At 62.3% G+C, this 23,308-nt stretch carries 23 protein-coding genes and 1 other RNA gene; 14 read left to right on the forward strand and 10 right to left on the reverse strand.

The genetic code is table 11. The features are described 5' to 3' along the window. Nucleotides 1-125: 125 nt before the first annotated feature. Nucleotides 126-1,124: a flagellin N-terminal helical domain-containing protein gene (locus ACODR6_RS21545; RefSeq protein WP_489024355.1), complete on the forward strand. Its 999-nt coding sequence runs from the start codon at nucleotides 126-128 to the stop codon at nucleotides 1,122-1,124. A 206-nt stretch (nucleotides 1,125-1,330) separates the two neighbouring features. Further along, nucleotides 1,331-1,996, forward strand: coding sequence for a YiaD family glycine zipper/OmpA-like lipoprotein (locus tag ACODR6_RS21550; protein ID WP_112715407.1), 666 nt, complete (start codon nucleotides 1,331-1,333; stop codon nucleotides 1,994-1,996). Nucleotides 1,997-2,050: 54 nt separating this feature from the next. On the opposite strand, the gene ACODR6_RS21555 is transcribed toward ACODR6_RS21550, so the two are convergent. Beyond that, the gene (locus tag ACODR6_RS21555; RefSeq protein WP_112715405.1) at nucleotides 2,051-2,458 is read right to left on the reverse strand and encodes a DUF2000 family protein; all 408 of its coding nucleotides are present in this window, start codon (nucleotides 2,456-2,458) and stop codon (nucleotides 2,051-2,053) included. A gap of 30 nt (nucleotides 2,459-2,488) precedes the next feature. On the opposite strand from ACODR6_RS21555, the gene ACODR6_RS21560 reads away from it, so the two are divergent. Next, nucleotides 2,489-3,376: an AraC family transcriptional regulator gene (locus ACODR6_RS21560; protein ID WP_413709759.1), complete on the forward strand. Its 888-nt coding sequence runs from the start codon at nucleotides 2,489-2,491 to the stop codon at nucleotides 3,374-3,376. On the opposite strand, the gene ACODR6_RS21565 is transcribed toward ACODR6_RS21560, so the two are convergent. The 3 genes from ACODR6_RS21565 to ACODR6_RS21575 form a co-directional block, all read right to left on the reverse strand. Further along, nucleotides 3,336-4,433 (reverse strand): AbrB family transcriptional regulator, encoded by a 1,098-nt coding sequence (locus ACODR6_RS21565; protein WP_112715401.1) that lies wholly within the window; start codon nucleotides 4,431-4,433, stop codon nucleotides 3,336-3,338. The genes ACODR6_RS21560 and ACODR6_RS21565 overlap by 41 nt on opposite strands. 189 nt (nucleotides 4,434-4,622) lie before the next feature. Further along, the gene (locus ACODR6_RS21570; RefSeq protein ID WP_413709757.1) at nucleotides 4,623-4,871 is read right to left on the reverse strand and encodes a DUF6719 family protein; all 249 of its coding nucleotides are present in this window, start codon (nucleotides 4,869-4,871) and stop codon (nucleotides 4,623-4,625) included. A gap of 85 nt (nucleotides 4,872-4,956) precedes the next feature. Next, nucleotides 4,957-5,859: a LysR family transcriptional regulator gene (locus ACODR6_RS21575; protein ID WP_489024359.1), complete on the reverse strand. Its 903-nt coding sequence runs from the start codon at nucleotides 5,857-5,859 to the stop codon at nucleotides 4,957-4,959. A 91-nt stretch (nucleotides 5,860-5,950) separates the two neighbouring features. Between ACODR6_RS21575 and ACODR6_RS21580 the strand changes: the two genes are divergently transcribed. The 3 genes from ACODR6_RS21580 (at nucleotide 5,951) to ACODR6_RS21590 (ending at nucleotide 12,355) form a co-directional block, all read left to right on the forward strand. Further along, complete coding sequence (locus ACODR6_RS21580) at nucleotides 5,951-6,985, forward strand: aldo/keto reductase (RefSeq protein WP_203428562.1); 1,035 nt, start codon at nucleotides 5,951-5,953, stop codon at nucleotides 6,983-6,985. A gap of 139 nt (nucleotides 6,986-7,124) precedes the next feature. Further along, nucleotides 7,125-8,537, forward strand: a complete 1,413-nt coding sequence (locus ACODR6_RS21585) for an FAD-linked oxidase C-terminal domain-containing protein (RefSeq protein WP_148195147.1) — start codon at nucleotides 7,125-7,127, stop codon at nucleotides 8,535-8,537. Nucleotides 8,538-8,626: 89 nt separating this feature from the next. After that, the gene (locus ACODR6_RS21590) at nucleotides 8,627-12,355 is read left to right on the forward strand and encodes an AsmA family protein (protein WP_489024362.1); all 3,729 of its coding nucleotides are present in this window, start codon (nucleotides 8,627-8,629) and stop codon (nucleotides 12,353-12,355) included. 232 nt (nucleotides 12,356-12,587) lie between these two features. On the opposite strand, the gene ACODR6_RS21595 is transcribed toward ACODR6_RS21590, so the two are convergent. The 4 genes from ACODR6_RS21595 to ssrA form a co-directional block, all read right to left on the reverse strand. Beyond that, nucleotides 12,588-12,800, reverse strand: coding sequence for a ribbon-helix-helix domain-containing protein (locus ACODR6_RS21595; protein ID WP_489024364.1), 213 nt, complete (start codon nucleotides 12,798-12,800; stop codon nucleotides 12,588-12,590). Nucleotides 12,801-12,855: 55 nt separating this feature from the next. Beyond that, nucleotides 12,856-13,047, reverse strand: coding sequence for a DUF4169 family protein (locus tag ACODR6_RS21600; protein ID WP_489024366.1), 192 nt, complete (start codon nucleotides 13,045-13,047; stop codon nucleotides 12,856-12,858). An 84-nt stretch (nucleotides 13,048-13,131) separates the two neighbouring features. Further along, entirely contained in the window at nucleotides 13,132-13,647 is a 516-nt protein-coding gene (locus ACODR6_RS21605) for an SspB family protein (RefSeq protein WP_112715387.1), read from the reverse strand. 128 nt (nucleotides 13,648-13,775) lie between these two features. After that, nucleotides 13,776-14,140: a transfer-messenger RNA gene (ssrA, locus tag ACODR6_RS21610) on the reverse strand. Nucleotides 14,141-14,257: 117 nt separating this feature from the next. Between ssrA and ACODR6_RS21615 the strand changes: the two genes are divergently transcribed. From ACODR6_RS21615 to ACODR6_RS21645, 7 genes are all read left to right on the forward strand, one after another. Next, nucleotides 14,258-15,052, forward strand: a complete 795-nt coding sequence (locus tag ACODR6_RS21615; protein WP_449097263.1) for a thymidylate synthase — start codon at nucleotides 14,258-14,260, stop codon at nucleotides 15,050-15,052. A gap of 150 nt (nucleotides 15,053-15,202) precedes the next feature. Next, a complete protein-coding gene (locus tag ACODR6_RS21620; RefSeq protein ID WP_489024369.1) occupies nucleotides 15,203-16,168 on the forward strand; it encodes a GGDEF domain-containing protein in 966 nt (321 codons plus the stop codon). 60 nt (nucleotides 16,169-16,228) lie between these two features. Then, a complete protein-coding gene (locus tag ACODR6_RS21625; protein ID WP_489024371.1) occupies nucleotides 16,229-16,747 on the forward strand; it encodes a dihydrofolate reductase in 519 nt (172 codons plus the stop codon). 152 nt (nucleotides 16,748-16,899) lie between these two features. Beyond that, nucleotides 16,900-17,991, forward strand: a complete 1,092-nt coding sequence (hflK, locus tag ACODR6_RS21630; RefSeq protein ID WP_112715363.1) for an FtsH protease activity modulator HflK — start codon at nucleotides 16,900-16,902, stop codon at nucleotides 17,989-17,991. A 3-nt stretch (nucleotides 17,992-17,994) separates the two neighbouring features. Continuing rightward, complete coding sequence (gene hflC, locus ACODR6_RS21635) at nucleotides 17,995-18,933, forward strand: protease modulator HflC (protein ID WP_489024374.1); 939 nt, start codon at nucleotides 17,995-17,997, stop codon at nucleotides 18,931-18,933. Nucleotides 18,934-18,961: 28 nt separating this feature from the next. Beyond that, on the forward strand, nucleotides 18,962-19,129 hold the full coding sequence (locus tag ACODR6_RS21640) for a DUF2065 family protein (protein ID WP_489024376.1): 168 nt from the start codon (nucleotides 18,962-18,964) through the stop codon (nucleotides 19,127-19,129). Between the two features lie 103 nt (nucleotides 19,130-19,232). Beyond that, nucleotides 19,233-20,906, forward strand: a complete 1,674-nt coding sequence (locus ACODR6_RS21645; RefSeq protein WP_489024378.1) for a DegQ family serine endoprotease — start codon at nucleotides 19,233-19,235, stop codon at nucleotides 20,904-20,906. A gap of 2 nt (nucleotides 20,907-20,908) precedes the next feature. Here ACODR6_RS21645 and ACODR6_RS21650 read toward each other — a convergent pair whose 3' ends face one another. After that, nucleotides 20,909-21,466, reverse strand: a complete 558-nt coding sequence (locus ACODR6_RS21650) for a GNAT family N-acetyltransferase (RefSeq protein ID WP_489024380.1) — start codon at nucleotides 21,464-21,466, stop codon at nucleotides 20,909-20,911. Next, complete coding sequence (gene serB / locus ACODR6_RS21655; protein ID WP_489024382.1) at nucleotides 21,463-22,353, reverse strand: phosphoserine phosphatase SerB; 891 nt, start codon at nucleotides 22,351-22,353, stop codon at nucleotides 21,463-21,465. The genes ACODR6_RS21650 and serB overlap by 4 nt, the downstream gene beginning before the upstream one ends. Here serB and miaA point away from each other — a divergent pair, their 5' ends adjacent. After that, a complete protein-coding gene (gene miaA, locus ACODR6_RS21660) occupies nucleotides 22,354-23,247 on the forward strand; it encodes a tRNA (adenosine(37)-N6)-dimethylallyltransferase MiaA (RefSeq protein WP_489024384.1) in 894 nt (297 codons plus the stop codon). Nucleotides 23,248-23,308 lie beyond the last annotated feature (61 nt).

Here is a 23,308-nt window from a genome sequence, read left to right on the forward strand (position 1 = left end):
CGATCAATGCCTCCAGCGTTTTTGGAGGTGCTTTTCTTCCGCTGATCCCAGCGCCCGAACATGACGTTTCGCGGACCCGGTCATGTCAGTTAGTTGCGTATAGTTGTGTTCGGAGTTCGAGTTCTGTGAGTATCTTTCAACGCACATCGGTTGATGCGGCGCTGCATATTTTGCGCGAGACCAACCGTAGTTTGACCACAACGCAAAATCATGTCTCCACCGGTCTTCGCGTCGCCAAGGCGCAGGATAACGGTGCGTATTGGGCGATCGCCACCACCGTTCGCACCGATAACAAGGCGAACGGCGCGATCCAGGATGCACTCGGCATCGCGGCGGCGACGATGGGCGTTGCCTATACGGCCGTTTCCAGCGCCATCGAGATCGTCTCCACCATCAAATCCAAGCTGGTGGCGGCAACCGAAGAGGGCGTCGACAAGACCAAGATCAATGACGAGATTACTCAGCTCAAGTCGCAGCTGCGTTCGGTGTCCGAAGCCGCGAGCTTCAACGGCGACAACTGGGTACAGCTGACCGACGAGGACGATCCGACGAAGCCGAAGGAGATCCCAGCGGCCTTCATTCGCGGCGACGACGGCTCGGTCAAGGTCTCGACGCTCACCTATCACATCGACGTTCCCTCGACCGGTGTCACGACCTCTGCTGATGCGCGCTACATGGTCGATGACCGCGCCGGCGGCACCGGCGAATACGGTGCGCTGACGACCGATCACTATGCGACCGAACTCGGCGCTGCGCAGAACTATGTGATGATCTTCAGCAAGGAAGGCGATACGACCGACCAGGTCGAGATCGGTCTCGATGCCAATACGTCAGCCGACGATCTCAAGGACATGATCAGCGTCACCGATGCGGCCCTGAAGCAGATGACCACCGTAGGTTCGTCCTTCGGTGCACTGGAAAAGCGCATCGACCTGCAGAACGACTTCGCCAAATCGCTGACGGATTCCTACACGTCCGGCATCGGCCGCCTCGTCGATGCCGACATGGAGGAGGAGAGCGGCCGGCTGGCGGCGCTGCAGACGCAGCGGCAGCTCGGCATCCAGTCACTGCAGATCGCCAATGCGAGCTACAACACTATCACCCAGCTCTTCCAGAATATCTGATCGCTGTTCTCCAAAACGAATCGCCCGGGCTCTCCCGGGCGTTTTCGCGTTTGCGGATCGCCGCAAAGCTGGTGATATCCGGGCACAGTCTGCCGCGCGCCGTGTGCATTTGCCGGATTTTACGGTATCGGATGTGCACGTTTCATCTTGTTGCCGCATTCCTTAATATTTGCTCGGGTCAGCTTCGAACGGAGAGCCTTCTGCCAATGATCAAGAAATTCATAGTCCTGGCGCTTGCCGCCACCTATCTGAGCGCCTGCACGACGACCGATCCCTATACAGGCGAGCAGAAGATGTCGAACACGGCAGGCGGCGCGATGCTTGGCGCCGTTGGCGGCGCGCTCGCAGGTGCTGCTCTCGGCGGACGCGGCCATGGTGCGCGCAACGCGGCCCTGATCGGCGCCGGTATCGGCGCGCTCGCCGGCGGCGCGATCGGCAACTACATGGACCAGCAGGAAGCCGAGCTTCGCCAGCAGCTCGAAGGCACCGGCATTTCCGTCACCCGCAACGGCGACAACATCATCCTCAACATGCCGTCGAACATTACCTTCGACGTCGACCAGGATGCGGTGAAGCCGGGCTTCTATCAGACGCTGAATTCCGTCGCGATCGTGCTGCGCAAGTTCAACCGCACGCTCATCGACGTCAACGGCCACACGGACTCGACCGGCAGCCTGCAGCATAACCAAGATCTGTCGCAGCGCCGTGCCCTGTCGGTTGCCGATTATCTCGGCGGCCAGGGTATCGACCAGCGCCGCGTGTCGGCCGTCGGCTTCGGCCCATCGCAGCCGATTGCGTCCAACGCGACGGAAGCAGGGCGCTCGCAGAACCGCCGCGTCGAAATCCAGATCGCTCCGGTTACCCAGGGCTGATCCATCCTCGCATGGGCATTCAAAGCTGCCGGGCCAATGCCCGGCCGTTTTCGTTCAGGCATGCATCCTGGCGCCCTTGGTGATCTTGTCAACGATCTTCTTGTCGGCGCGCATGGCGATGCCGACGACCTTGGCATCGTCTGGGGCAAATTGCGCGAAGACCTCGCGGTTGGCGGCATCGTGGCCGGTCGCAAACATTTCCTCGATGAAGATCGACGTAGCGATGCCGCGCTCCAGCGAGCGGCGGTGAACGGCGGCAATGGTCGCGTCGTCGGCCGACAGGACGATGATCGGCTGGACGGAAAGGGCATTATAGAGATTGCCCGCCTTGTCCTTATAGGCTTCGCCGATGATATCGGGATTCTGCCCGGCGATGCCGCTCATCAGGAAGGCCGTGACATTCAGCGTCTGCCAGGAGGCAAGATTGTTTCGCAGGACGATCGCAATTTTGGTATCAAACATTCCAGGTCTCTTCGTGAGTGCGAGGTGGCATTGAGTCAGGATGTAAATTCAACTCTCTTCCAGGGTCTTGAACGTTTGTGCGCGCCATCAGGCGCGGACGGAATCCTGACTGCGCCTGCCTTTCCGGGCATCGAGCGCATCGAGGCGCAATTCTCCGGCAATGCCTTCGAGCCGCACCGCCACGACACCTATGCGATCGGCGTGACGCTGAAGGGTGTCCAGACTTTCAGCTATCGCGGTGAGAAGCGTTTCAGCATGCCCGGCCAGGTGATCGTGCTGCATCCCGACGAGGAGCATGACGGCGGGGCGGGCACCGAGGACGGGCTGCAATACCGGATGCTCTATATCGAGCCGGCGCTGGTCGCCGAATGTCTGGATGCGGAGAAGATGGGGTTGCCCTTCGTCGGCGAGCCCGTGTTCGGCGATGCGGCGCTTGCCAATGTGCTGCTTGGGGCGCTCAGCGATCTCGATGGCGAACTCGACGGTCTGTTCGTCGACGATTTCCTGACGGAGGTGGCCGGCGGTCTGGCAAGGCGGGCGAGTGCACCGGTGAAACCGATCGGCAAGCTTGCCTGGCGGCAGGCGCGCAAGGCGCGTGACTATCTCGAGGCGCATGCGACGCGCGCCGTTCATTCCGAAGAGCTGGAAGTCGTGACCGGTCTCGACCGTTTCACGCTGTCACGGCATTTCCGCGCGGCCTTTGCCACCAGTCCGCACCGCTATCTGCTGATGCGGCGGCTGCAGCAGGCAAGGGCGCTGATCATCGAAGGCGAGAAGCTGCCGGAGATCGCCTTTGCGACCGGCTTTGCCGACCAGAGCCATTTCAACCGGCATTTCAAGAAGGCCTATGGCATGACGCCCGGGCAGTGGGCGGCGCTCAGACGCGGCTCATCGCCAGGCCGCTCTTCCTGGCGATGAAACGGGCGAGCATCGGGCCGGTCAGCAGGATGACCAGGAAGCGCCCGACCTGCATCGCCATGACGAAGGGCATGTCGACATCGCTCGATGCGGCGATGATGGCGACCGAATCGGCGCCGCCGGGGCTGGTTGCCAGATAGGCCGTCAGCGGATCGACGCCGGCAAGCTTGTGGAGCGCAAAGGCCATCAGGCCGCAGATCGACATTAGCGTCAGGATCGAAGCTGCGACGCGGGGCAGGGCGCGGGCGGCGTGCGCCATGATACCCGGCGTGAAGCGCAGGCCGATGCTCCAGCCGATCAGGGCATAACTGATGGCAAGCAGCCAGAGCGGCAGCTCGATCGTCAAAAGACCCAGTCCCTGCAGCGTCGAGCCGATGATCAGCGGCAGGATGATCGTGCCGCCCTGGATGCGCAAGCGCGCGGCGCCATAGGCGCAGAAGCCGGTCAGCGCGATCGTTGCGGCAAAGGCCGGCCAGTCGACCGGCGGAAAGAAGATCAGCGGCGGCGGTTCTGCGCCCTCGGCGCTGGTCCAGAGGGTTGAGACGACAGAGGCGGCGACGGCGACGAAGACGACGCGCAGATATTGCATGAAGGCGACGAGGCGGGCATCGGCGCCGTAGCTCTCGGACATGATGGTCATCGCCGCCGCGGCGCCGGGGGAGGAACCCCAGACGGCAGTGGTGCCCGGCAGCACCTGCAGTTTGGTCAGCACGTAACCAAGCAGGCCGGCAGCGGCGATGATCGCGAAGATCAGCGACAGGAAGAGCAGGGCATCATCGGCCATGGTCTTGACGATATCGACGGTGATGGCGCGTGCCATCAGGAAGCCGACCAGCGCCTGCCCGAAGAGCAGCGGCCAGCGGGGCACGCGCAGCTGCGTCTTCGATGCGGTCAGCGCCACGACGATCGCCGCGACCATCGGACCGATCAGCAACGATGCCGGCAGGCCGAGCATTTCCAGGCCGAGAACCAGGATGACGGAGAGAGCAAGCAGGATTGCCCATCGGGGCAGGCTCGCCTTCGAAGGTAGGAAGCTGGCAAGGGCTTTGAACGGCATCAACGATATCTTCTTTGCCGATCGGCAGGCACCGCGAGAGCGATCGAAGGATGATTATCGGCGTGACTTCTGGACCGGCGGGGATGCCGGAGGCGCAGTGCGGATATATTTGTCAGCCTGCCGCAGGGTCAACTGCGAAATGTGGCACTGCACTGCCGCCAGGGTCTGGCGGCAGTGCATCCGATCCGGTCACTTATGAACGCATTTCTTGCTGATATTGTTGTTTCGTTTCGCCTTGGTGAACTTCGCGATCATCCCGGCAGGGCAGGTCTTGTCGTCGTAAAGGACCGGCTCACCCGGCGTCATCGTGGCTGCCGTGGGCTTGGTCGTCACCGTCTTGATCTCGGCGCTTGCCGGCGATGTCAGCATCGCGAGAACCGCGCCTGTCGATGACAGGACGGTCATGCCCTTCAATTTCGGATAGGTCTTGGCCTGCATCTCGATGTCCCTCCGTTGCCGGGAAGGAAGACAACATGGCTTTGCGGCCTCTGCCAATTCGCCTTTTCGAGCTAACCGGCAGTTCTCATAGCTTGGCGTGAGTAGCCAGAAAATCGAGGAGGGCGCGCACGCGAGCCGGAAGCGGGCCGCCCTGGCCGAGATAGACGGCGTAGAAGTCCTCGATATCGCCGGGATTGAAGTCTTCCATGACGACGGCAAGTCTCCCTGCGGCAATATCTTCCCGTAGGGTGAAGTCGGCGAGCCGGGCCAGCCCAGCGCCGGCAACCGCCAGATGGCGCATGGCCTCACCGTCGCTGACCTGCACACCCGGTGTGACCGGCACGTTGACCGCTTCGGCGCCATCCTGAAGCGGCCAGCCCTGGATGGCGCGGGAATAGGAAAAGCCGATGCGGCAGTGGTTTTCGAGATCGGCGATCGTTTCAGGCACGCCATGCGTCGCGAGATAGCTGGGGGCGCCGACGATGAGCTTGCGGGCGCCGCCGAGCTTGCGGGCGATCAGGCTGGAGCTCTTCAGCGGACCGGCGCGGATCGCCACATCGGCCCGCTCTTCCATGAGATCGACGATCTTGTCGGTCAGGGTGATGTCGAGGGTGATGCCGGGATGTTCGGACAAGAACTTCGGCACGAGCGGCGCCAGGATGTGGTTGCCGAAGGAGCCGCTGGTATTGATACGGATCGGCCCGGTCGCCTGTTCGCCTGACGATGCATAGCGCTCGGCCTCTGAAATATCGGCGAGGATCGAAACGCTGCGCTGGTAGAAAGCCGACCCTTCCGGTGTCAGCTGCAGCTTGCGGGTGGAGCGGTTGACGAGGCGGGTGCCGAGCCTTGCCTCAAGGCGGGTAATCAGCTTGCTCACCGCCGAAGGCGTCATCTTGCAGGCCGTTGCGGCCGCCGAAAAGCCGCCGAGCTCGACGGCGCGGACGAAGACTTCCATTTCGCCGGAGCGATTGATGTCCTGCCTGCTCATGATGAATTCAAATCACAAATGAGTTTCTTTGAGGCAATCTATATCAGCGTAATTTGAGTGTCTATCTTCTGGAGACAACAGGAGAAAGACTATGGACTATCGAAATCTCGGCCGGTCAGGCCTGCGTGTGCCCGTTCTGAGCTTCGGCGCCGGTACCTTCGGTGGCTCCGGCCCGCTGTTCGGTGCCTGGGGCAATACCGATGCCGCGGAAGCGCGCCGTCTCGTCGACATCTGCCTCGAGGCCGGTGTCAATCTGTTCGACACGGCGGACGTCTATTCTGCAGGTGCCTCTGAAGAAGTGCTGGGGCAGGCGATCCGCGGCAAGCGCGATCAGGTGCTGATCTCGACCAAGACGGCTCTTCCCGTCGGTGACGGTCCGGCCGATTGGGGCGCCTCGCGCTCGCGGCTGATCCGCTCGGTCGACGCGGCGCTGCGCCGCCTCGGCACCGACTATATCGACCTCCTCCAGCTGCATGCCTTCGATGCCTCGACGCCGGTCGAGGAAGTGCTATCGACGCTCGACGGGCTGATTGCAGCGGGCAAGCTACGCTATACCGGCGTCTCGAACTTCGCCGGGTGGGAGCTGATGAAGTCGCTTGCCGCGGCCGATGCGAACGGACATCCGCGCTATGTCGCCCACCAGGTCTACTATTCGCTCGCCGGCCGCGACTACGAGTGGGAGCTGATGCCGCTCGGCGCCGATCAGGGTGTCGGTGCTCTGGTCTGGAGCCCGCTTGCCTGGGGCAGGCTGACCGGCAAGATCCGCCGCGGCCAGCCGCTGCCGGAAGGCAGCCGCCTGCACCAGACGGCGGAGTTCGGGCCGCCTGTCGACGACGAGAAGCTCTATGCGATCGTCGATGTGCTGATGGAAATCGCCGAAGAGACCGGCAAGACCGTGCCGCAGATCGCCATCAACTGGCTCACCAGCCGTCCGACCGTTTCGAGCGTCATCATCGGCGCCCGCAACGAAGAGCAGCTGCGCCAGAACCTCGGCGCGGTGGGCTGGTCGCTGACGCCGGAGCAGATCAAGCGGCTGGATGCGGTGAGCGCCGTGACCGCGCCCTATCCCTATTTCCCCTATCGCCGCCAGGAGGGTTTTGCCCGGCTGAACCCGCCTCTGGTCTGACGATCGCGCGGCGGGCGGCCTTATTCGAAAGGCTGCCCGCAGCTCACCCCGATTGCGCGCAATCTTGACTGGACATGTCATTCCACTTGTCCCATACCAGCCTGCCTGTCGATGGTAGAACGTATTGGAGATCAACGGGATGGCTCTCAAGGATGCGAAGGCTGGATTGCGCAATGAGGCAGGGATTTCTGCCGTTCTGGGCATCCTGAAGCAGAGTTTCGGCGAGCGTTTCCAGACCGGCGAATCCTTCCGCGCGCAACACGCCCATACGACCACCTATATTCCGGCGCAGCTGCCCGACGGCGTCCTGTTTGCCGAGACGGCGGATGACGTCAAAGCCGCGGTCAGGGTCTGCGCCGAGCACAAGGTTCCCGTCATCGGCTTCGGCACGGGCTCGTCGCTCGAAGGTCAGGTCAATGCGCCCTCGGGCGGCATTTCCATCGATTTCAGCCGGATGAACCGCGTTCTCGAAGTCAATGCCGAGGATCTCGACTGCACTGTCGAGCCTGGCATCACCCGTGAAGAGCTCAACGTTTACCTCCGCGATACCGGCCTGTTCTTCCCGATCGATCCCGGCGCCAACGCCTCGATCGGCGGCATGGCCTCGACGCGCGCTTCGGGCACCAATGCGGTGCGCTACGGCACGATGAAGGACAACGTGCTGTCCGTCACCGCGGTGACCGCCAATGGCGAGGAGATCCGCACCGCGCGGCGCGCCCGCAAATCCTCGGCCGGATATGACATGACGCGGCTCTTCGTTGGCTCCGAGGGTACGCTCGGCATTCTGACGTCGGTGACGTTGAGGCTGCAGGGGATCCCGCAGAAGATCGGCGGCGGCGTCTGCCCGTTTCCGACCATCAAGGCGGCCTGCGACGCCGTCATCATGACCATCCAGATGGGCATTCCGGTCGCCCGCATCGAGCTTCTCGACGCGTTGCAGATCAAGTGCTGCAACGCTTATTCGAACCTCAGCTACGAGGAGACGCCGACGCTCTTCCTCGAATTCCACGGCACGGACGAGACGGTCGCGCTGCAATCGCAACAGTTTGCCGAGATCGCCGCCGAGTGCGGGGGCGGGGAGTTCGTCTGGACCGTGAATGCCGAGGAGCGCGCCAAGCTCTGGAAGGCCCGCCATAATGCCTATTGGGCATCGCGGGCGCTGGCGCCCGAGCTTGCCGCACTTTCGACGGATGTCTGTGTTCCTATCTCCCGGCTGGCGGATTGCATCACGGAGACGCAGGCGGATATCGAGGCACACGGCTTGCTGGCGATGATCGTCGGGCATGCGGGCGACGGGAACTTCCATGTCCTGGTGTTGTTCGACGACAAGACCGCGGAAGGTGTTGCCGGCGTCGAGAATTTCGTCTCGCGGCTCAATGCACGGGCGCTGGCAATGGATGGAACATGCACCGGGGAACACGGGATCGGACAAGGCAAGATGTCGTTTCTTCAAGAGGAGCTCGGCGGCACCGTCGATCTGATGCGCCAGGTCAAGCGCTCGCTCGATCCGGACAACATCTTCAACCCGGGCAAGATTTTTCACCTCGGCTGAAAACGGAATAATCTCATGATCTTCGGCCTTGCTACCGGCATGAATAACAGTAGTGTCGGCAACAGAATCCCGAATGGAGAATCCTTGATTTGGTAGGCCGGTTCCTCGTCTTTCTAGGGGGAGTGATCGTCGTAGTGCTCTTTGTGGCGCTACTCGCACCGCTATTCATCGACTGGACGGACTTCCGCAAGAATTTCGATGATCAGGCAAGCCAGATCATCGGCAAGAAGGTCACCGTGCACGGCACCGTCGATGCACGGCTGCTGCCGTTTCCGTCGGTGACCATGCATGACGTGCGCGTCGGCCAGGAGCCGGATGGCCAGCCGATCGTTCAGGTCGAGCAGTTTTCCATGGATGCCGAGCTTGCGCCGTTTCTCTCTGGCGAAGCGCTGATTTTCGACATGCGCGTCGTCAATCCGAAGGTGCGGCTGCGTCTCCTCAAGGATGGCACGCTGGACTGGATGCGCGGCAGCCAGGCGGAAATTCCGGCCAAGACCGTGGTGCTCGAAAATGTTCATGTCAGCGGCGGCGATGTGCAGTTCATCGACGACCAGTCCGGCCGCTCGCGCAACATCACCGGCCTGAATGCCGAAATGTCTGCAAAGTCGCTCGCCGGTCCGTGGCGCATCGATGGCGACGCGACGCTCGATGGCGAGCATGGCAGTTTCTCGATCGCCAGCGGCCAGCCGGATGAAAACGGCGTGTTGAAAGTCCGCACCCGTCTCGTTCCCGACCAGCATCCTGTCAGCGTCGATCTCGATGGCGAGCTGAAGCTCGTCGACCGCAAGCCGAACTATCAGGGCACGATGTCGGCAGCGATCGAAAACCGCGGGCAGAGCAAGAATGACAAGACGCTGCCGCCGCCGCGCGTAAAGGGCCGTTTCGAACTGACCAACGAGCGCATCCGCGTTCCCGAATACCGGCTGGAAGTCGGCTCGGCCGATGACCCCTATGTGATCACCGGGGAGGCGACGCTCGATACCGGCAGCGCGCCGGAATTCCTGCTGATCGCCAACGGCCAGCAGATCGATGTCAACCGCATCGGCAATCAGGGCGCGGGCGGCAAGACGGCGCGCGATCCCGGCCTTTCGGCCCGCCAGCGCCTCAACTCGCTGATCAATATCGTGGCGCAGGTGCCGATCCCGCAGGTGCCGGGCAAGGCAAGCGTGCGCCTGCCGGCTATCGTTGCCGGCGATACGACCATCCGCGACGTGCAGCTCGATCTGCAGCCGGCCGGTGACGGCTGGACGATCGACGATGCCGTCGGCACGCTGCCGGGGCGCACGCAGGTGGAAGGCAAGGGGCGGCTTGCGCTGCGCGGCCAGCCGTCGTTCAACGGCCAGGTGACCGTTGCCTCCAATCAGCCGAGCGGACTTGCCTCCTGGCTTGCCGGTTCCGTCGATCCGGCGATCCGCCAGCTGCGGCAGGCAGGTTTTTCCGCCGATGTCAGCCTGACGCATCAGAAGCAGAGTTTCGACAATCTGGAGATTGCCGTCGGCCCCGCGACGCTGAAGGGCAGGGTGGAACGGCTGGCACCCAAGGACCAGACGCCTTCACTCAATGTGGCTTTGAACGGCGACGCGCTGGATCTCGATGCCCTGAGGGCGCTGACCGGCCTCTTCACCGGCCAGGACGCCGGCGACAATGTGCTCGATCACAAGATCACCGCGCAGCTGAAAGCCGACAAGTTCACGGCCTTCGGCGTCGAGGCGTCGAATGTCGAGACGAGTTTCACCATCGCCGACGGCGCGCTTGCCGTCGAAAAGCTGGCGGTGAAGAATTTTGCGGGTGCCGAGCTGACAGCGACCGGCCGCGCCGAGGGCTCGCTGCTCGACTACAAGGGTTCCGGCGAGATCACCTTCAAATCGGCCGATCCCGGCCCGTTTTTCACCATGCTGAAGGAGCATCTGCCGCAGCATCCCGTCATGGACCGGCTGGTGCGCAATTCGGCCTGGTACACCAATACGGCGCTGCGCGGCGCTCTCACGCTCGGCGGCGACCAGAATGACGGGCTGACGCTGACGCTCGCCGGTGTTTCTAACGGCAGTCGCGTCAATCTCGACTACCGCATGTCCGATCTTCTGGCGCTGACCGGCAAGGGGACGACCAGCCTTGAGGCGACGCTCGAGAATGCGACGACCTCTGTGCTGTTCGGCCAGGCCGGTCTCGACCCGCTGCCGGTGGAAGCCGATGCCAATGGCAGGCTGTCGCTGAAGGTGCAGGTCAACGGCACCGATCCCGCCGATGCCTCGCTGGCCTTTGCGACCGATCGCACGTCGTTTACCGCTAATGGCAAGGTCGATGTGCGTCCCGATACCTTCATGAACGGCCAGGTCGGCGTGTCCCTGGAGAGCGCCGATCTCGACCCCTATCTGATCATGAACGGCATCGCGCTGCCGCAGCTCGGAACCGGACTGCCGTTCGGCCTCCAGACGACGGCGACGATCGATAGCGGCAAGATCACATTCGCGGACCTGAAGGGCCATGCTGCCGACAACAAGTTCGCCGGCTCGCTGGCGGTCGACAGGGCAGCGAACAAGACCACGGCGAGCGGGGAGCTGGCGCTCGACCGCGCCGATGCGATCTGGCTCGGCGAGGCCGTCTATGGGCCGATGACCGATCCTGCAACCGGCAATCTGACGACACAGGGTCTCGGACAGCCGGTCTTCAAGGATATGGACGTCAACCTGAAGCTCTCGGCCCAGCAGTTCTGGCCCGGCTGGTCTGGCGCCGTCAACGATTTCGCCAGCAACATCGCCTATAAGGGCGACGAGCTGCAGCTGAACGACATGCAGGGCACCTGGGATGGCGGCAAGCTTTCCGGCAACCTGCTCTTCACCAATGCCGACGGCACCGGCTTCTTCCAGACCAAGCTGGCGCTCGCCGATGCCGATCTCGGCGGTGTCGTCTGGTCGCGCGACGGGGCGCCGATTGCCAACGGCAAGTTCGGCCTGTCGCTGAGCTCCGAGGCATCCGGCAAGTCGATGACGGAACTCGCGAGCTCGATGACCGGCTCCGGCGAGATGCGGCTTGGCGAGACCAGCGTGCGCGGTCTCAATCTGGCGATCCTGGCGCCGCTGCTCTCGGCCACCGATCCGATGCAGGACCAGCTGAATGCCGGCAAGGTGCATCCGATCGTCGAGACGCTGCTGAACAACGGCGAGGCAAAGCTGCCGCCGCTCGGCATTCCGTTCAACATCACCGACGGCATGCTGCGGGTGCAGAACGTCACCGTATCCAACGACCTCGCCAAGGTGACCGGCAACGCGCAGATCGACCTGCCACAGGAGCGCATCAACGCCTCGCTGAATATCGGCTTCAACCCCGGCAACGACGCGCTCTCCGGCGCCGACCCGGCGTTGAGGCTCGATTTCTCCGGTCTGCTGGCATCGCCTGGCCGCACCATGGACGTGACCGATATCACCGGCTACCTGTCGCTGCGCGCCTTCGAACGCGAACGCCGCCGCGTCGAGCGCCTGCAGGCCAACGTGCTCGAAAAACAGCGCCTGCGCCGCGAAGTGGCTCTCTACAAGTTCAACGACGCCGAACGCGCCAAGGCAGCTGCGATTGAGGCCGAGCGCAAGGCCGAGGAGGAGCGTCTGCGGGCGCTCGCCGAAGCTGCGGCAAAGCAGAAGGCGGAAGCGGAAGCCAAGGCGAAGGCCGAGGCGGATGCGAAGGCTGCTGCCGACGCCAAGGCTGCGGCTGACGCCGAAGCACAACGGCGTGCGGCCCAGCAGAACAGCAGCCAGGGCCAGACACCGGCAGGCGGCAACGGGCTGAATTTCAACACCATGCCTGGCGCCGGCATTCCGCAATAAGCCGGATATCCGTCTTTCCACAATCGACCAGTGATTTACGTCCTTCGGACAAGTTCGGGATGCGGCGAGCGCTTTCATCTAGCGCGAATGCCGCAGCTTCTGATCGAAAGACGGCGTATCGCGGCTTTCGGAAACGCATAAGCTGAAATCGGGTGGTTACCCGAACCTAGCCATCAAGGGGTCATTGCCGGGCGCTCACGGGCGCGGCAATGACCTCGCCAAAAGGCTGCCATCATCTGCTGTTCTTGAGCCAGGCAAGCACGTGCAGGCGCAGCGCCGAGGAGAGGTTGCTGTCGGCGGCACGGCTATCGTCGATCTCAGAGATCAGGGCGGCGAGCGGGATTGAGCGGGCCGTGGCGATTGCCTTCAGTTCGGCCCAGAATTCGTCTTCGAGAGTGAAGCTGGTGCGGTGGCCGTGAAGCGTTGCGGAATGCTTGCGGATCATCGGCGGGACTTGCTGGGTTGATTAAACGGACGAAGCAGTGCGATCGGCAACGGGCCTATTCGTCCTTGTCCTTCTCGATCCGGCCCTGGCTATGGCTCTTCTCTGCCTTGTCGTTCAGCGCCTTGGTCAACTGCTTCTCGGCTTTGGTGCGGCCGAAGCTGATGCGATTCTGCTCGGCCTCTTTGTCCTTTTCCGAACGGGCCTGCTTCTTCTTGAACTGGCGGAGATTGACGATTTCGGCGCTCATGGCATGCCCCGATCTGAAATGAATTCGGCCGGCCAAAATGCACTTGGCTGGAATGAAAAAGGGAAGCCTTGGCTTCCCTTCCGGTTACTGCTTCTTGCGGAAGGCGTCGAGCGAGACGACCGATCCGGGCTTCTTTTCCTCGCCGCCCTCGGCAGGCTTGGCCGCCGGCGTTTCCTCGCTCTTTTCGGGAGCGACGGGGTAGGCGGTGATCTCGGCTTCGGTCAGCTCCTCGCCATCGGCGAGCGGCACGTCGAATTCCAGCTCGAAATTCACCGAGGGATCATAGAAGCCGCGGATGGCATTGAAGGGGATGACGAGCTTTTCGGGAACGTCGGAGAAGGAAAGGCCGATCTCGAACAGCGATTCGGTGATCTTCAGATCCCAGAACTGGTGCTGGATGACGATGGTCATCTGCTCGGGATATTTGCTCTTCAGGTGCTGCGAAATGCGCACGCCGGGAGCGCCGGTCAGAAAGGTGATGAAAAAGTGGTGGTCGCCGGGAAGGCGGCCCGTCGCTCCGACTTCGGACAAGACCTTGCGGATGACGCCACGCAGCGCGTCCTGTGCCAGAATGTCGTAGCGGATGTGGTCCTGCCCCATGCTTTTCCTGTCTTTCGTTGGTTCGGAAGTCTTTTCGCTCGCTTATATGCCATGTCCGGCAGCGCTGCGGAAGCCTTGCCCCGAGTCATGCTTGACGGAAGCATACATGATTTCAATGGCAGGGAGAAGGTGAAGGCTTCTGTTGCCAGGTGCCTTCGGACCCCGCCTCAAGGGGCTAACCTAGAGGACTTGGAGCGGAATTCCCGCACCGCCATTAGGCAGCGAGAGCGTATTCCTTAGCGTTGTTGTCGTTTGCAACTACACTTGTGACCCGATAACGGCGGTATCATGCCGAGCGAAAAGTCGATCTTTACACCCTTGTCGATCCTATTTCGCCCCCATCAACAGCAGCCGTACATCCAGCTGTTCTTGGTGGAGGCGCCGGGTACCGCCCCCGGGTCCAATAGGCTTATTACACCGCCCATTTATCGCCATAGCCGACCCGAAGACCGGCAAGGCTGATATAGTGTTTTCCTGAAGCGATGGGAAGAGGCTCGTCACAAAAGCGTCGTTGATATCGGCGGATTTTGCTTGGAAAAGCGATGCCACGTGGTTGGTTTCGGGGCAGGGACGGCTTAAATATAGCGCGAAAACGGAGTCGGCGGCGGCCATGAAGCAATATCTCGATCTTCTGACCCATGTGATGGACAAGGGCACCGACCGTGGCGACCGGACGGGAACCGGCACGCGCTCGGTCTTCGGCCATCAGATGCGCTTCGACCTGAACGACGGTTTCCCGGTTCTGACGACAAAGAAGCTGCATCTGCGCTCGATCATCCACGAGCTGCTCTGGTTCCTGAAGGGCGAGACCAATATCGGCTACCTCAAGGACAACGGCGTGTCGATCTGGGACGAATGGGCCGATGAAAACGGCGATCTCGGCCCGGTCTACGGCGCGCAGTGGCGCTCCTGGCCGGCACCTGATGGCGGGCACATCGACCAGATCGCGAATTTGGTGAACGGCATCATCAAGAACCCGAATTCGCGCCGCCACATCGTCTCGGCTTGGAACCCGGCCGAAGTCGACAACATGGCGTTGCCGCCCTGCCATTGCCTGTTCCAGTTCTACGTCGCCGACGGCAAGCTCTCCTGCCAGCTCTACCAGCGCTCCGCCGACATCTTCCTCGGCGTGCCCTTCAACATCGCTTCCTACGCGCTGCTGACGATGATGGTGGCGCAGGTGACCGGCCTGAAATACGGCGATTTCGTCCACACGCTCGGCGATGCGCATCTCTACCACAATCACTTCGAGCAGGCGAAGCTGCAACTGACGCGCGATCCGAAGCCGCTGCCACGCATGCTGATCAAGCGCGACGTCAAAGATATCTTCGATTTCAAATTCGAGGATTTCGAGCTCGCCGGCTACGAGGCAGATGCCAGCATCAAGGCGCCGATCGCTGTTTGACCTCTTCGCAATTTCAGCAAAGCGCTGGACCGCGAGACGATTGAAAACGTCTTTATCCGGCAATGTCTGAAAATGTACCAAGTTTCATCAGTAAGATATTAATAGCCTTCGGTTATTTTCTCCCGCGCAGATAATGCTCCCGGGACCGCAATGGACGATACTGACCTTCTTCCCCCAGATGTACTGTCGTCGATGCTGATGCGCATGTTCGAGTTTGCGCCGATCGCCATGGCGATCACCACCAGCGACACGAAGACGTCGAGCTATGCGAAGGTCAATGACGCCTATCTGAAGCTGACGGGTCTGAAATGGGAAGATATCAGCGGCAAGAAACTGACCTCCGAGGGAGCGGCGATCGACAATCCGGCGCGCGATCGGCGGCACCGGATGCTGGCTGAGGACGGTGCTTATGTGCTTGAAGAGGTCGATATCCGCCATGCCGACGGGACGATCATTCCGACGCTGATTTCGGCGCAGCGCACGATTGTCGGCGGTGTTTCCTTCGACGTCGAAGTGATCATGGACGTTTCGGCGCGCGTGCGCCATCAGCGTGAGATCGAGCTGGCGCTGCGTGCTTCGGCACGCACGGACGCGCTCTCCGGCCTGCCGAACCGGGCCTGTTTCGACGAGACCCTGGCCGAGCAGATCGAAGCGGCGCGGGCGGCGGAAAAGTCGATGGCGCTGGCATTCATCGATCTCAACGGCTTCAAGGCGGTCAACGACCGGCTTGGACATGGCGCCGGTGACGAGGTGATCCGCACGCTTGCCAGCCGTTTTCGCGAGAGTTTTCGCGCCAATGATTTCATCGCCCGGATCGGCGGTGATGAATTCGTGGTGCTGATCGAGGTGGATCCGGTGCTGATCCACGATGTCAGGAATACGGTGACGGACGCTGCCGAGCGCATCTTCAAGCCGATCGCCATCGATGGGGCGATCACCGAGGTGGGTGCTGCTGTCGGCGTGGCGCTGCTCGAGCCGTCGGATACCGCGGCTTCCTTCGTCAAGCGAGCCGACAATTACATGTATCTCGCCAAGCAGACCGGCGAGCGCGTTGCCGTCATCTGGCTCGGCAATCCGGATGCGCAGCAGACGTCTGCCGGGCGCGCCGTCGGCTAGCTTTCCCCCTCATTAGCGGGTAGGTGTCCGCACTGGCATCGAATGCGGAGGCGGGGTCTCATGTCCGGTATCATCAAGACGATCGTTGTGGCTGTATCTGAGAACGGCATCATCGGCCGGGACGGCGATATGCCCTGGCGCCTCTCGACCGATCTCAAGCGCTTCAAGGCAATAACCGTGGGCAAGCCGTTGGTGATGGGCCGCAAGACCTACGAATCGATCGGCGGCAAGCCGTTGCCGGGGCGCCCGCATGTGGTGATCTCGCGGCACGCCGCGATCGATCATCCCGATGTGACGATGGCGCATTCGCTGGCGGAGGCGATCGGCAAGGCCGAGGCGATTGCGGCTGAGCAGGGGATCGGCGAGATCATCATTGCCGGTGGCGGTCAGATCTATGCGCAGGCGATCGATTTGGTCGACCGCATGTGCGTTACCCATGTCGAGACGCATGTGGAGGGCGATACGGCTTTTCCCGCGATCGACGCCGCGCACTGGAAGCCGGTCGAGACGCTCGACGTGCCCGCCGGCGAGAAGGACAACTATCCGACGCGCTACGTCGTCTACGAGCGCCGCAGCTGAAGATAACGAATTATTTTCCAAGAAAGAACACCAAGTCCTTCATGTCGCGTTGAAAGCAGGGTCGGCGATACCTATAACGGTCACAATCGCTTACCGTCTGCCGCCCCCGCGGGCATTATGCGATCGGGAGTTCAACGAACAAAGAGGTTTTGATGCCCTGGAGCAATCAGAATGGCGGCGGCGGCCCATGGGGCGGCGGCGGCGGTAACAACAACAATCAGGGACCATGGGGGCAGGGCCCGAACCGTCCGAAAGGCGGCGGCGGGGGCAAGGGCGGTCCGCCCGATCTCGAAGACATCATTCGCCGTGGTCAGGACCAGCTGGGCCGCATGGTGCCCGGCGGCTTCAATGGCGGCGTGGCGCTGATCATCGTCGCAATCCTCGCGGCCTTCTGGCTTTTCCAGTGCATCTACATCGTCCAGCCGGACGAGCGTGGAGTAGAACTGCGCTTCGGCCAGCCGAAGCAGGAAGTCTCGATGCCGGGCCTGCATTTCCATTTCTGGCCGCTTGAGACGGTCGAAACGGTCAAGGTCACGGTGCAGCAGCAGAATATCGGCGCGACCTCGTCGTCGTCCTCGAGCGGCCTGATGCTCTCGGGTGACCGCAGCGTCATCAATGTTCAGTTTGCGGTGTTCTTCACCGTCAGCGATCCGAAGGCCTATCTCTTCAACGTCGAGAACCCGGCGGAAACGCTGCAGCAGGTTTCCGACAGCGCGATGCGCGAGATCGTCGGCCGCCGTCCGGCACAGGACGCGTTCCGCAGCAATCGTCAGCCGATCGAGACGGACGTTCTCAATATCGTTCAGGGGACGATGGACCGCTACAAGGCAGGTATCACCGTTACCGGCGTGACGATCCAGAACGTGGCTCCGCCGCGCGAAGTCTCCGATGCCTTCGAAGAAGTGCAGCGTGCAGGCCGAGACCGCGACAGCACGATCGAAGAGGCAAACCGCTATACCAACCAGCGGCTCGGCCAGGCGCGAGGCGAGGCGGCTCAGATCCGCGAAGACGCCGCCGCCTACAAGGACCGTGTCGTCAAGGAAGCGGAAGGTGAGGCGCAGCGCTTCGCATCGATCAATGACGAATATGCAAAGGCTCCTGACGTGACGCGCAAGCGGCTGTTCCTGGAAACCATGGAACAGGTGCTGAAGAATTCGAAGAAGGTCATCATCGACGAGAAGCAGGGGGTCGTACCCTACCTGCCGCTCAACGAGATCGGCAAACCGGCACAGCAGGGAGGTTGAGCCATGACATCCAATAAGCTTCCCGCCGTGCTGATCGCACTCGCGGTCGTTCTCTTCGTCGTCTATTCGTCGGTCTTCGTGGTCAATGCCCGCGAACAGGCGATCGTCGTCCGCTTCGGTCAGATCCAGTCGGTCAAGACCGAGCCGGGCCTGTATTTCAAGCTGCCCTTCGCCTTCATGGACGCGGATCGCGTGCAGTATGTCGAGAAGCAGGCGCTTCGCCTCGATCTCGATAATATCCGCGTACAGGTTCAGGACGGCCAGACCTTCGATGTGGACGCCTTCGTGATCTACAACATCGCCGATGTCCGCCGCTTCCGCGAAACGGTATCGGGTGACCGCGAGGCTGCCGAGGCTCGTCTTCGCGCACAGCTCGATTCGTCGCTGCGCCGCGTCTACGGTCTGCGTGACTACAATGCCGCTCTTTCCGAAGAGCGCGTTGCGATGATGCTCGAGATCCGCGACGACCTCAGGATCGATGCCGAGAACCTCGGTTTGAACATCGACGACGTCCGTATCCGCCGTACCGACCTCTCGCCTGAAGTCGCGCCGAACACCTACAACGCGATGCGTTCGGAGCGTCTGGCGGAAGCCGAGCGTATCCGTGCATCGGGTAACGAAGAAGGCCAGCGCCGCCGCGCCGTCGCCGACCGTCAGGTCGTCGAGATCACCGCGGAAGCGCAGCGTGATTCCGAAATCCTGCGCGGTCAGGGCGATGCAGACCGGAACCGGATCTTCGCCGAATCCTTCGGCAAGGACCCGTCGTTCTTCGAGTTCTACCGCTCGATGTCGGCTTATTCCTCGTCGCTCTCGTCGCAGGATACGACACTGGTGCTGTCGCCGAACTCGGAGTTCTTCCGCTACTTCGACAACGCCACCGGCACGCCTTCGGTACCGCCGGCAGCTCCGGCGCCGGCAGCACCCGCCGCACCGGCAAACTGACAATAGAGGACTGCAGGATTTCCTGAGGGTGCCTGCATTCTTTCTCGCGATCGAGGGGCTGGTCTATGCACCGGCCCCTCGTTTTTTTGTGCAGATGGCAAGGCTTTTGCCGTCGGTTGCGGAGCAACAGATTCGCGCTTTCGGACTGGCCGCTGTCGGTCCCGGGGGTGCCTTTGTCCGGCTTCTCACAGGCTGAGTTGAGATTGCGCGGGATTTCGCGAAAAGGTGATTTCACGCTCCATCATTCCGCCCTATGTTGGTGGTCAGACTGCCGCTTTGACCTGACATGAGGAAGCTTGATGGCCCCCACGACACGCCCGACCTTCAGACGATCGCTCGCTCTCCTGGCCGGCGCAGCCCTTCTTGCCAATATCGGTCTTGCCGGCACCGCAGCCGCTCAGGGAACGCCGCCGACAAACGGCCCGGCTTCCGTCGCCGATCTCGCTGAAGGCCTCCTCGACGCAGTCGTGAACATCTCGACATCGCAGAACGTCAAGGACGACGAGGGCGCCGGTCCGGCGCCGCGTGCGCCCGACGGATCGCCCTTCCAGGAATTCTTCAACGACTTCTTCAACAAGCAGCAGGGCGGCAAGGGCGGCGGCAACCACAATGTCAGCTCGCTCGGTTCGGGCTTCGTCATCGACCCCGCGGGCTACATCGTCACCAACAACCACGTCATCGAAGGCGCCGACGATATCGAGGTCAATTTCGCCAATGGCTCGAAGCTGAAGGCAAAGCTGATCGGCACCGATACCAAGACCGACCTGTCGGTTCTCAAGGTCGAGCCGAAGACGCCGCTGAAGGCGGTGAAGTTCGGCGATTCCAGCGGCATGCGTATCGGCGACTGGGTGATGGCAATCGGAAATCCGTTCGGCTTCGGCGGCTCGGTGACCGTCGGCATCATTTCCGGCCGCGGCCGTAACATCAATGCCGGTCCCTATGACAACTTCATCCAGACGGATGCGGCGATCAACAAGGGCAATTCCGGCGGTCCCCTGTTCAACATGAAGGGTGAAGTCATCGGCATCAACACGGCGATCATTTCGCCGAGCGGCGGTTCGATCGGTATCGGCTTCTCGGTGCCGTCAGAACTCGCTTCGGGTGTCGTGGCGCAGCTTCGCGAATATGGCGAGACGCGCCGCGGCTGGCTCGGCGTGCGCATCCAGCCCGTTACCGACGATGTCGCCGACAGCCTCGGCCTCGATGCCGCCAAGGGCGCGCTGGTTGCCGGTGTCATCAAGGGCGGACCTGTCGATAACGGCTCGATCAAGGCCGGCGACGTCATCCTGAAATTCGACGGCAAGGCGGTCAACGAGATGCGCGATCTGCCGCGCGTCGTCGCCGAAAGCCCTGTCGGCAAGGAAGTCGATGTCGTGGTGCTGCGCGACGGCAAGGAGCAGACCGTCAAGGTGACGCTCGGCCGTCTCGAAGACAGCGACCAGGCCGCGGCAAACAGCGATGACGGTTCGCAGAATGGCGGCGTCATCAATCCGGATCCCGGCGAGAACGACGACATGGACGAGCCCGACAGCGATCAGGCTCAGCCGTCACCCGACAACAAGGGCACGGAAAACAAGACGCCTGAAAACAAGGGTCCCGAGAACAAGGGTCCCGAGAACAAGGGCCAGGGCCAGACAGACCAGCAGGGTCAGGTCGCCCCCGACGCAGCGACGCCGAAGAACGTGCTCGGGCTGTCGTTGTCGCTGCTCAACCCGGATATCCGCAAGACCTTCAACATCGCCGAAAGCGTCGACGGCGTCGTCGTCACGGAAGTGACGCCCGGCTCGGCTGCGGCCGAAAAGGGCCTGAAGCCCGGCGACGTGATCGTCGAGGTGGCGCAGGAATTCATGAAGTCGCCGGATGCCGTTGCTGCCAAGGTTCAGTCGCTGAAGCAGGAAGGCCGCCGCAACGCCCAGATGATGATCGCCGCCGCCAATGGCGACTTGCGCTTCATCGCGGTGCCGATGGAATAGGGTCAGCGGCGCTCCGGCGCGCTGATCGCATAGAGGACGTGGCGGATGAAGTCCGGGGTGGTGGCCGGGACCTTCGGGTGGTCGAAGTCGCGATCTTCATGATGCGTCATGCCGATGCGTTCCATGACGGCGCGTGAGCGGCGGTTCTGGGGGACAGTGAAGGCGACGATTTCCTTGAGCCCGTGGTTGTCGAAGCCGTGCTGTAGCAGCGCGGTTGCGGCTTCGCTGACATAGCCCGCACCCCAATGGCGTTTGGCGAGCCGCCAGCCGATCTCCACGGTGCCGTCGGGGATTGCCGGTTCGTGCGAAGTTCGCATGATGCCGCAGAAGCCGAGCGTGTCGCCGGTCTCCGTGTGTTCCAGGGCGTAGAAGCCGAGGCCGGTGTCGGCGATCAGCTTGCGGAGGTAATCGAAGAGCTCGTCCGATTCCTGGCGGTTGCGCCGCCGCGGGAAAAACTCCATGACATCGGGGTCGGAATTGATCTCGTGGAAGAGATCGCGGTCCTCCTCGCGCCAGTTGCGGATGATGAGCCTGCTGGTCGTGAGGATGGTCTCGGTCATGGCGTTACGAAATCCGTTTTGCGGTAACCCTGGATGTAGAGAAGCGCGGTCAGGTCGCCGTGGTTGATGCGCATCTTCGCTTCGGCGGCGACGGCCGGCTTGGCGTGCAGGGCAACGCCGGATCCCGCGAGGTGCAGCATGCCGAGATCGTTGGCGCCGTCGCCGACGGCGATGGCGTCCTCAGGGGTGATGCCGAGCTTCTCCGAGATGTCGATCAGCGCATCGACCTTGGCCTGCTTGCCGAGGATCGGCTCGGCGACGAAGCCCGACAGGGTGCCGTTCTCGTTGAGCAGCAGGTTGGCGCGGTTTTCGTCGAAGCCGAGCGTGGCGCCGATGCGGCTCGTAAACACTGTAAAACCGCCGGAGACAAGGGCGGTGTAGTAGCCCTTCGCCTTCATCGTGGCGATCAGTTCCGGACCGCCCGGCGTCAGCGTGATGCGCTTGGCGATGACCTCGTCGACGACGGAAATGGGCAGGCCCTTCAGCAGCGCGACGCGCTCGCGCAGCGCCGGTTCGAAGGCGATCTCGCCGTTCATGGCGCGGGCGGTGATCGTTGCCACCTTATCCTTGAGGCCGACTTCGGCGGCGAGCTCGTCGATGCATTCCTGGCCGATCATCGTCGAATCCATGTCGGCGATCAGCAGCTTCTTGCGGCGCGTCTCGGCGTTCTGAACCACCACGTCCACGGGCTGGCCGGCGAGGACCGAAAGAATTGCAGCTTCGGCTTCTGCGGCATCCGTGCCGTCGCGAAGGGCGATATCGCAGGCGATGCCATCCGCCAGCCAGTAGAGACCGGAGGCTTTGACGCTGTCATGCGCCTTCTCGGCAAGCGCCGGAGACAGAACGGGGTTTGACGGATTGGCAACAAGCGTGGCAACGAGAGCCATATGGAAAACCTTCTGAGCACAACAGGTGCGATCCTGATAACCGGGCCGACCGCAAGCGGCAAGTCCGCGCTGGCCTTGAAACTGGCAAAGCAGCATGGCGGCGCGGTGATCAATGCCGACAGCATGCAGGTCTACGACACGCTGCGGGTGCTGACGGCGCGACCCGATGACGCCGACATGGAAGGCGTGCCGCATCATCTTTATGGGCACGTGCCTGCCGGTACCGCCTATTCGACCGGTGCCTGGATTCGGGATGTCGTCGAGCTCCTGCCGCGTTTGCGGAACAAGGGGCGACTGCCTGTTTTCGTCGGTGGCACCGGGCTCTATTTCAAGGCGCTGACAGGCGGGCTTTCCGACATGCCGGTGATACCCGATGAAATCCGCGCAGGATTGCGCCAGCGGCTGATCGACGAGGGGCCGTCGCAGCTCTATGCGGCGCTGCAGGAGCGGGATCCGGCGGTTGCGGAAAGCCTGAACCCTGAAGATGGGCAGCGCATCGTCCGCGCGCTGGAAGTCCTGGAAGCGACGGGCCGTTCGATCGCCGCCTTTCAACAGCAGACCGGACCGGTGATCGTCGATCCCGATAGCGCGCGGAAGATCGTCGTGCTGCCTGATCGCGCGGTGCTGCACCAGCGGATCAACGGCCGTTTCGAGGCGATGCTGGAGCAGGGCGCGGAGGATGAGGTTCGGGCGCTGCTTGCCCTTAATCTACCAGCCGAGATGCCCGCCATGAAGGCGATCGGCGTTTCGCAGATTGCAGCGATGTTTCGCGGCGAGCTGACGAGGGACGAGGTGATCGACAGGGGTTCGGCGGCGACACGCCAGTACGCCAAGCGACAGATGACGTGGTTTCGCAATCAGATGGACGACAGTTGGGAGCGTATGGCGCCCTGACGCATACACTCCGCGGCAAGCTTGGCGCGGGGATGCAGTTGTAGAGGTTCTCCAGGGACAA

The sequence above is a fragment of the Rhizobium sp. FG96 genome, assembly GCF_057808655.1.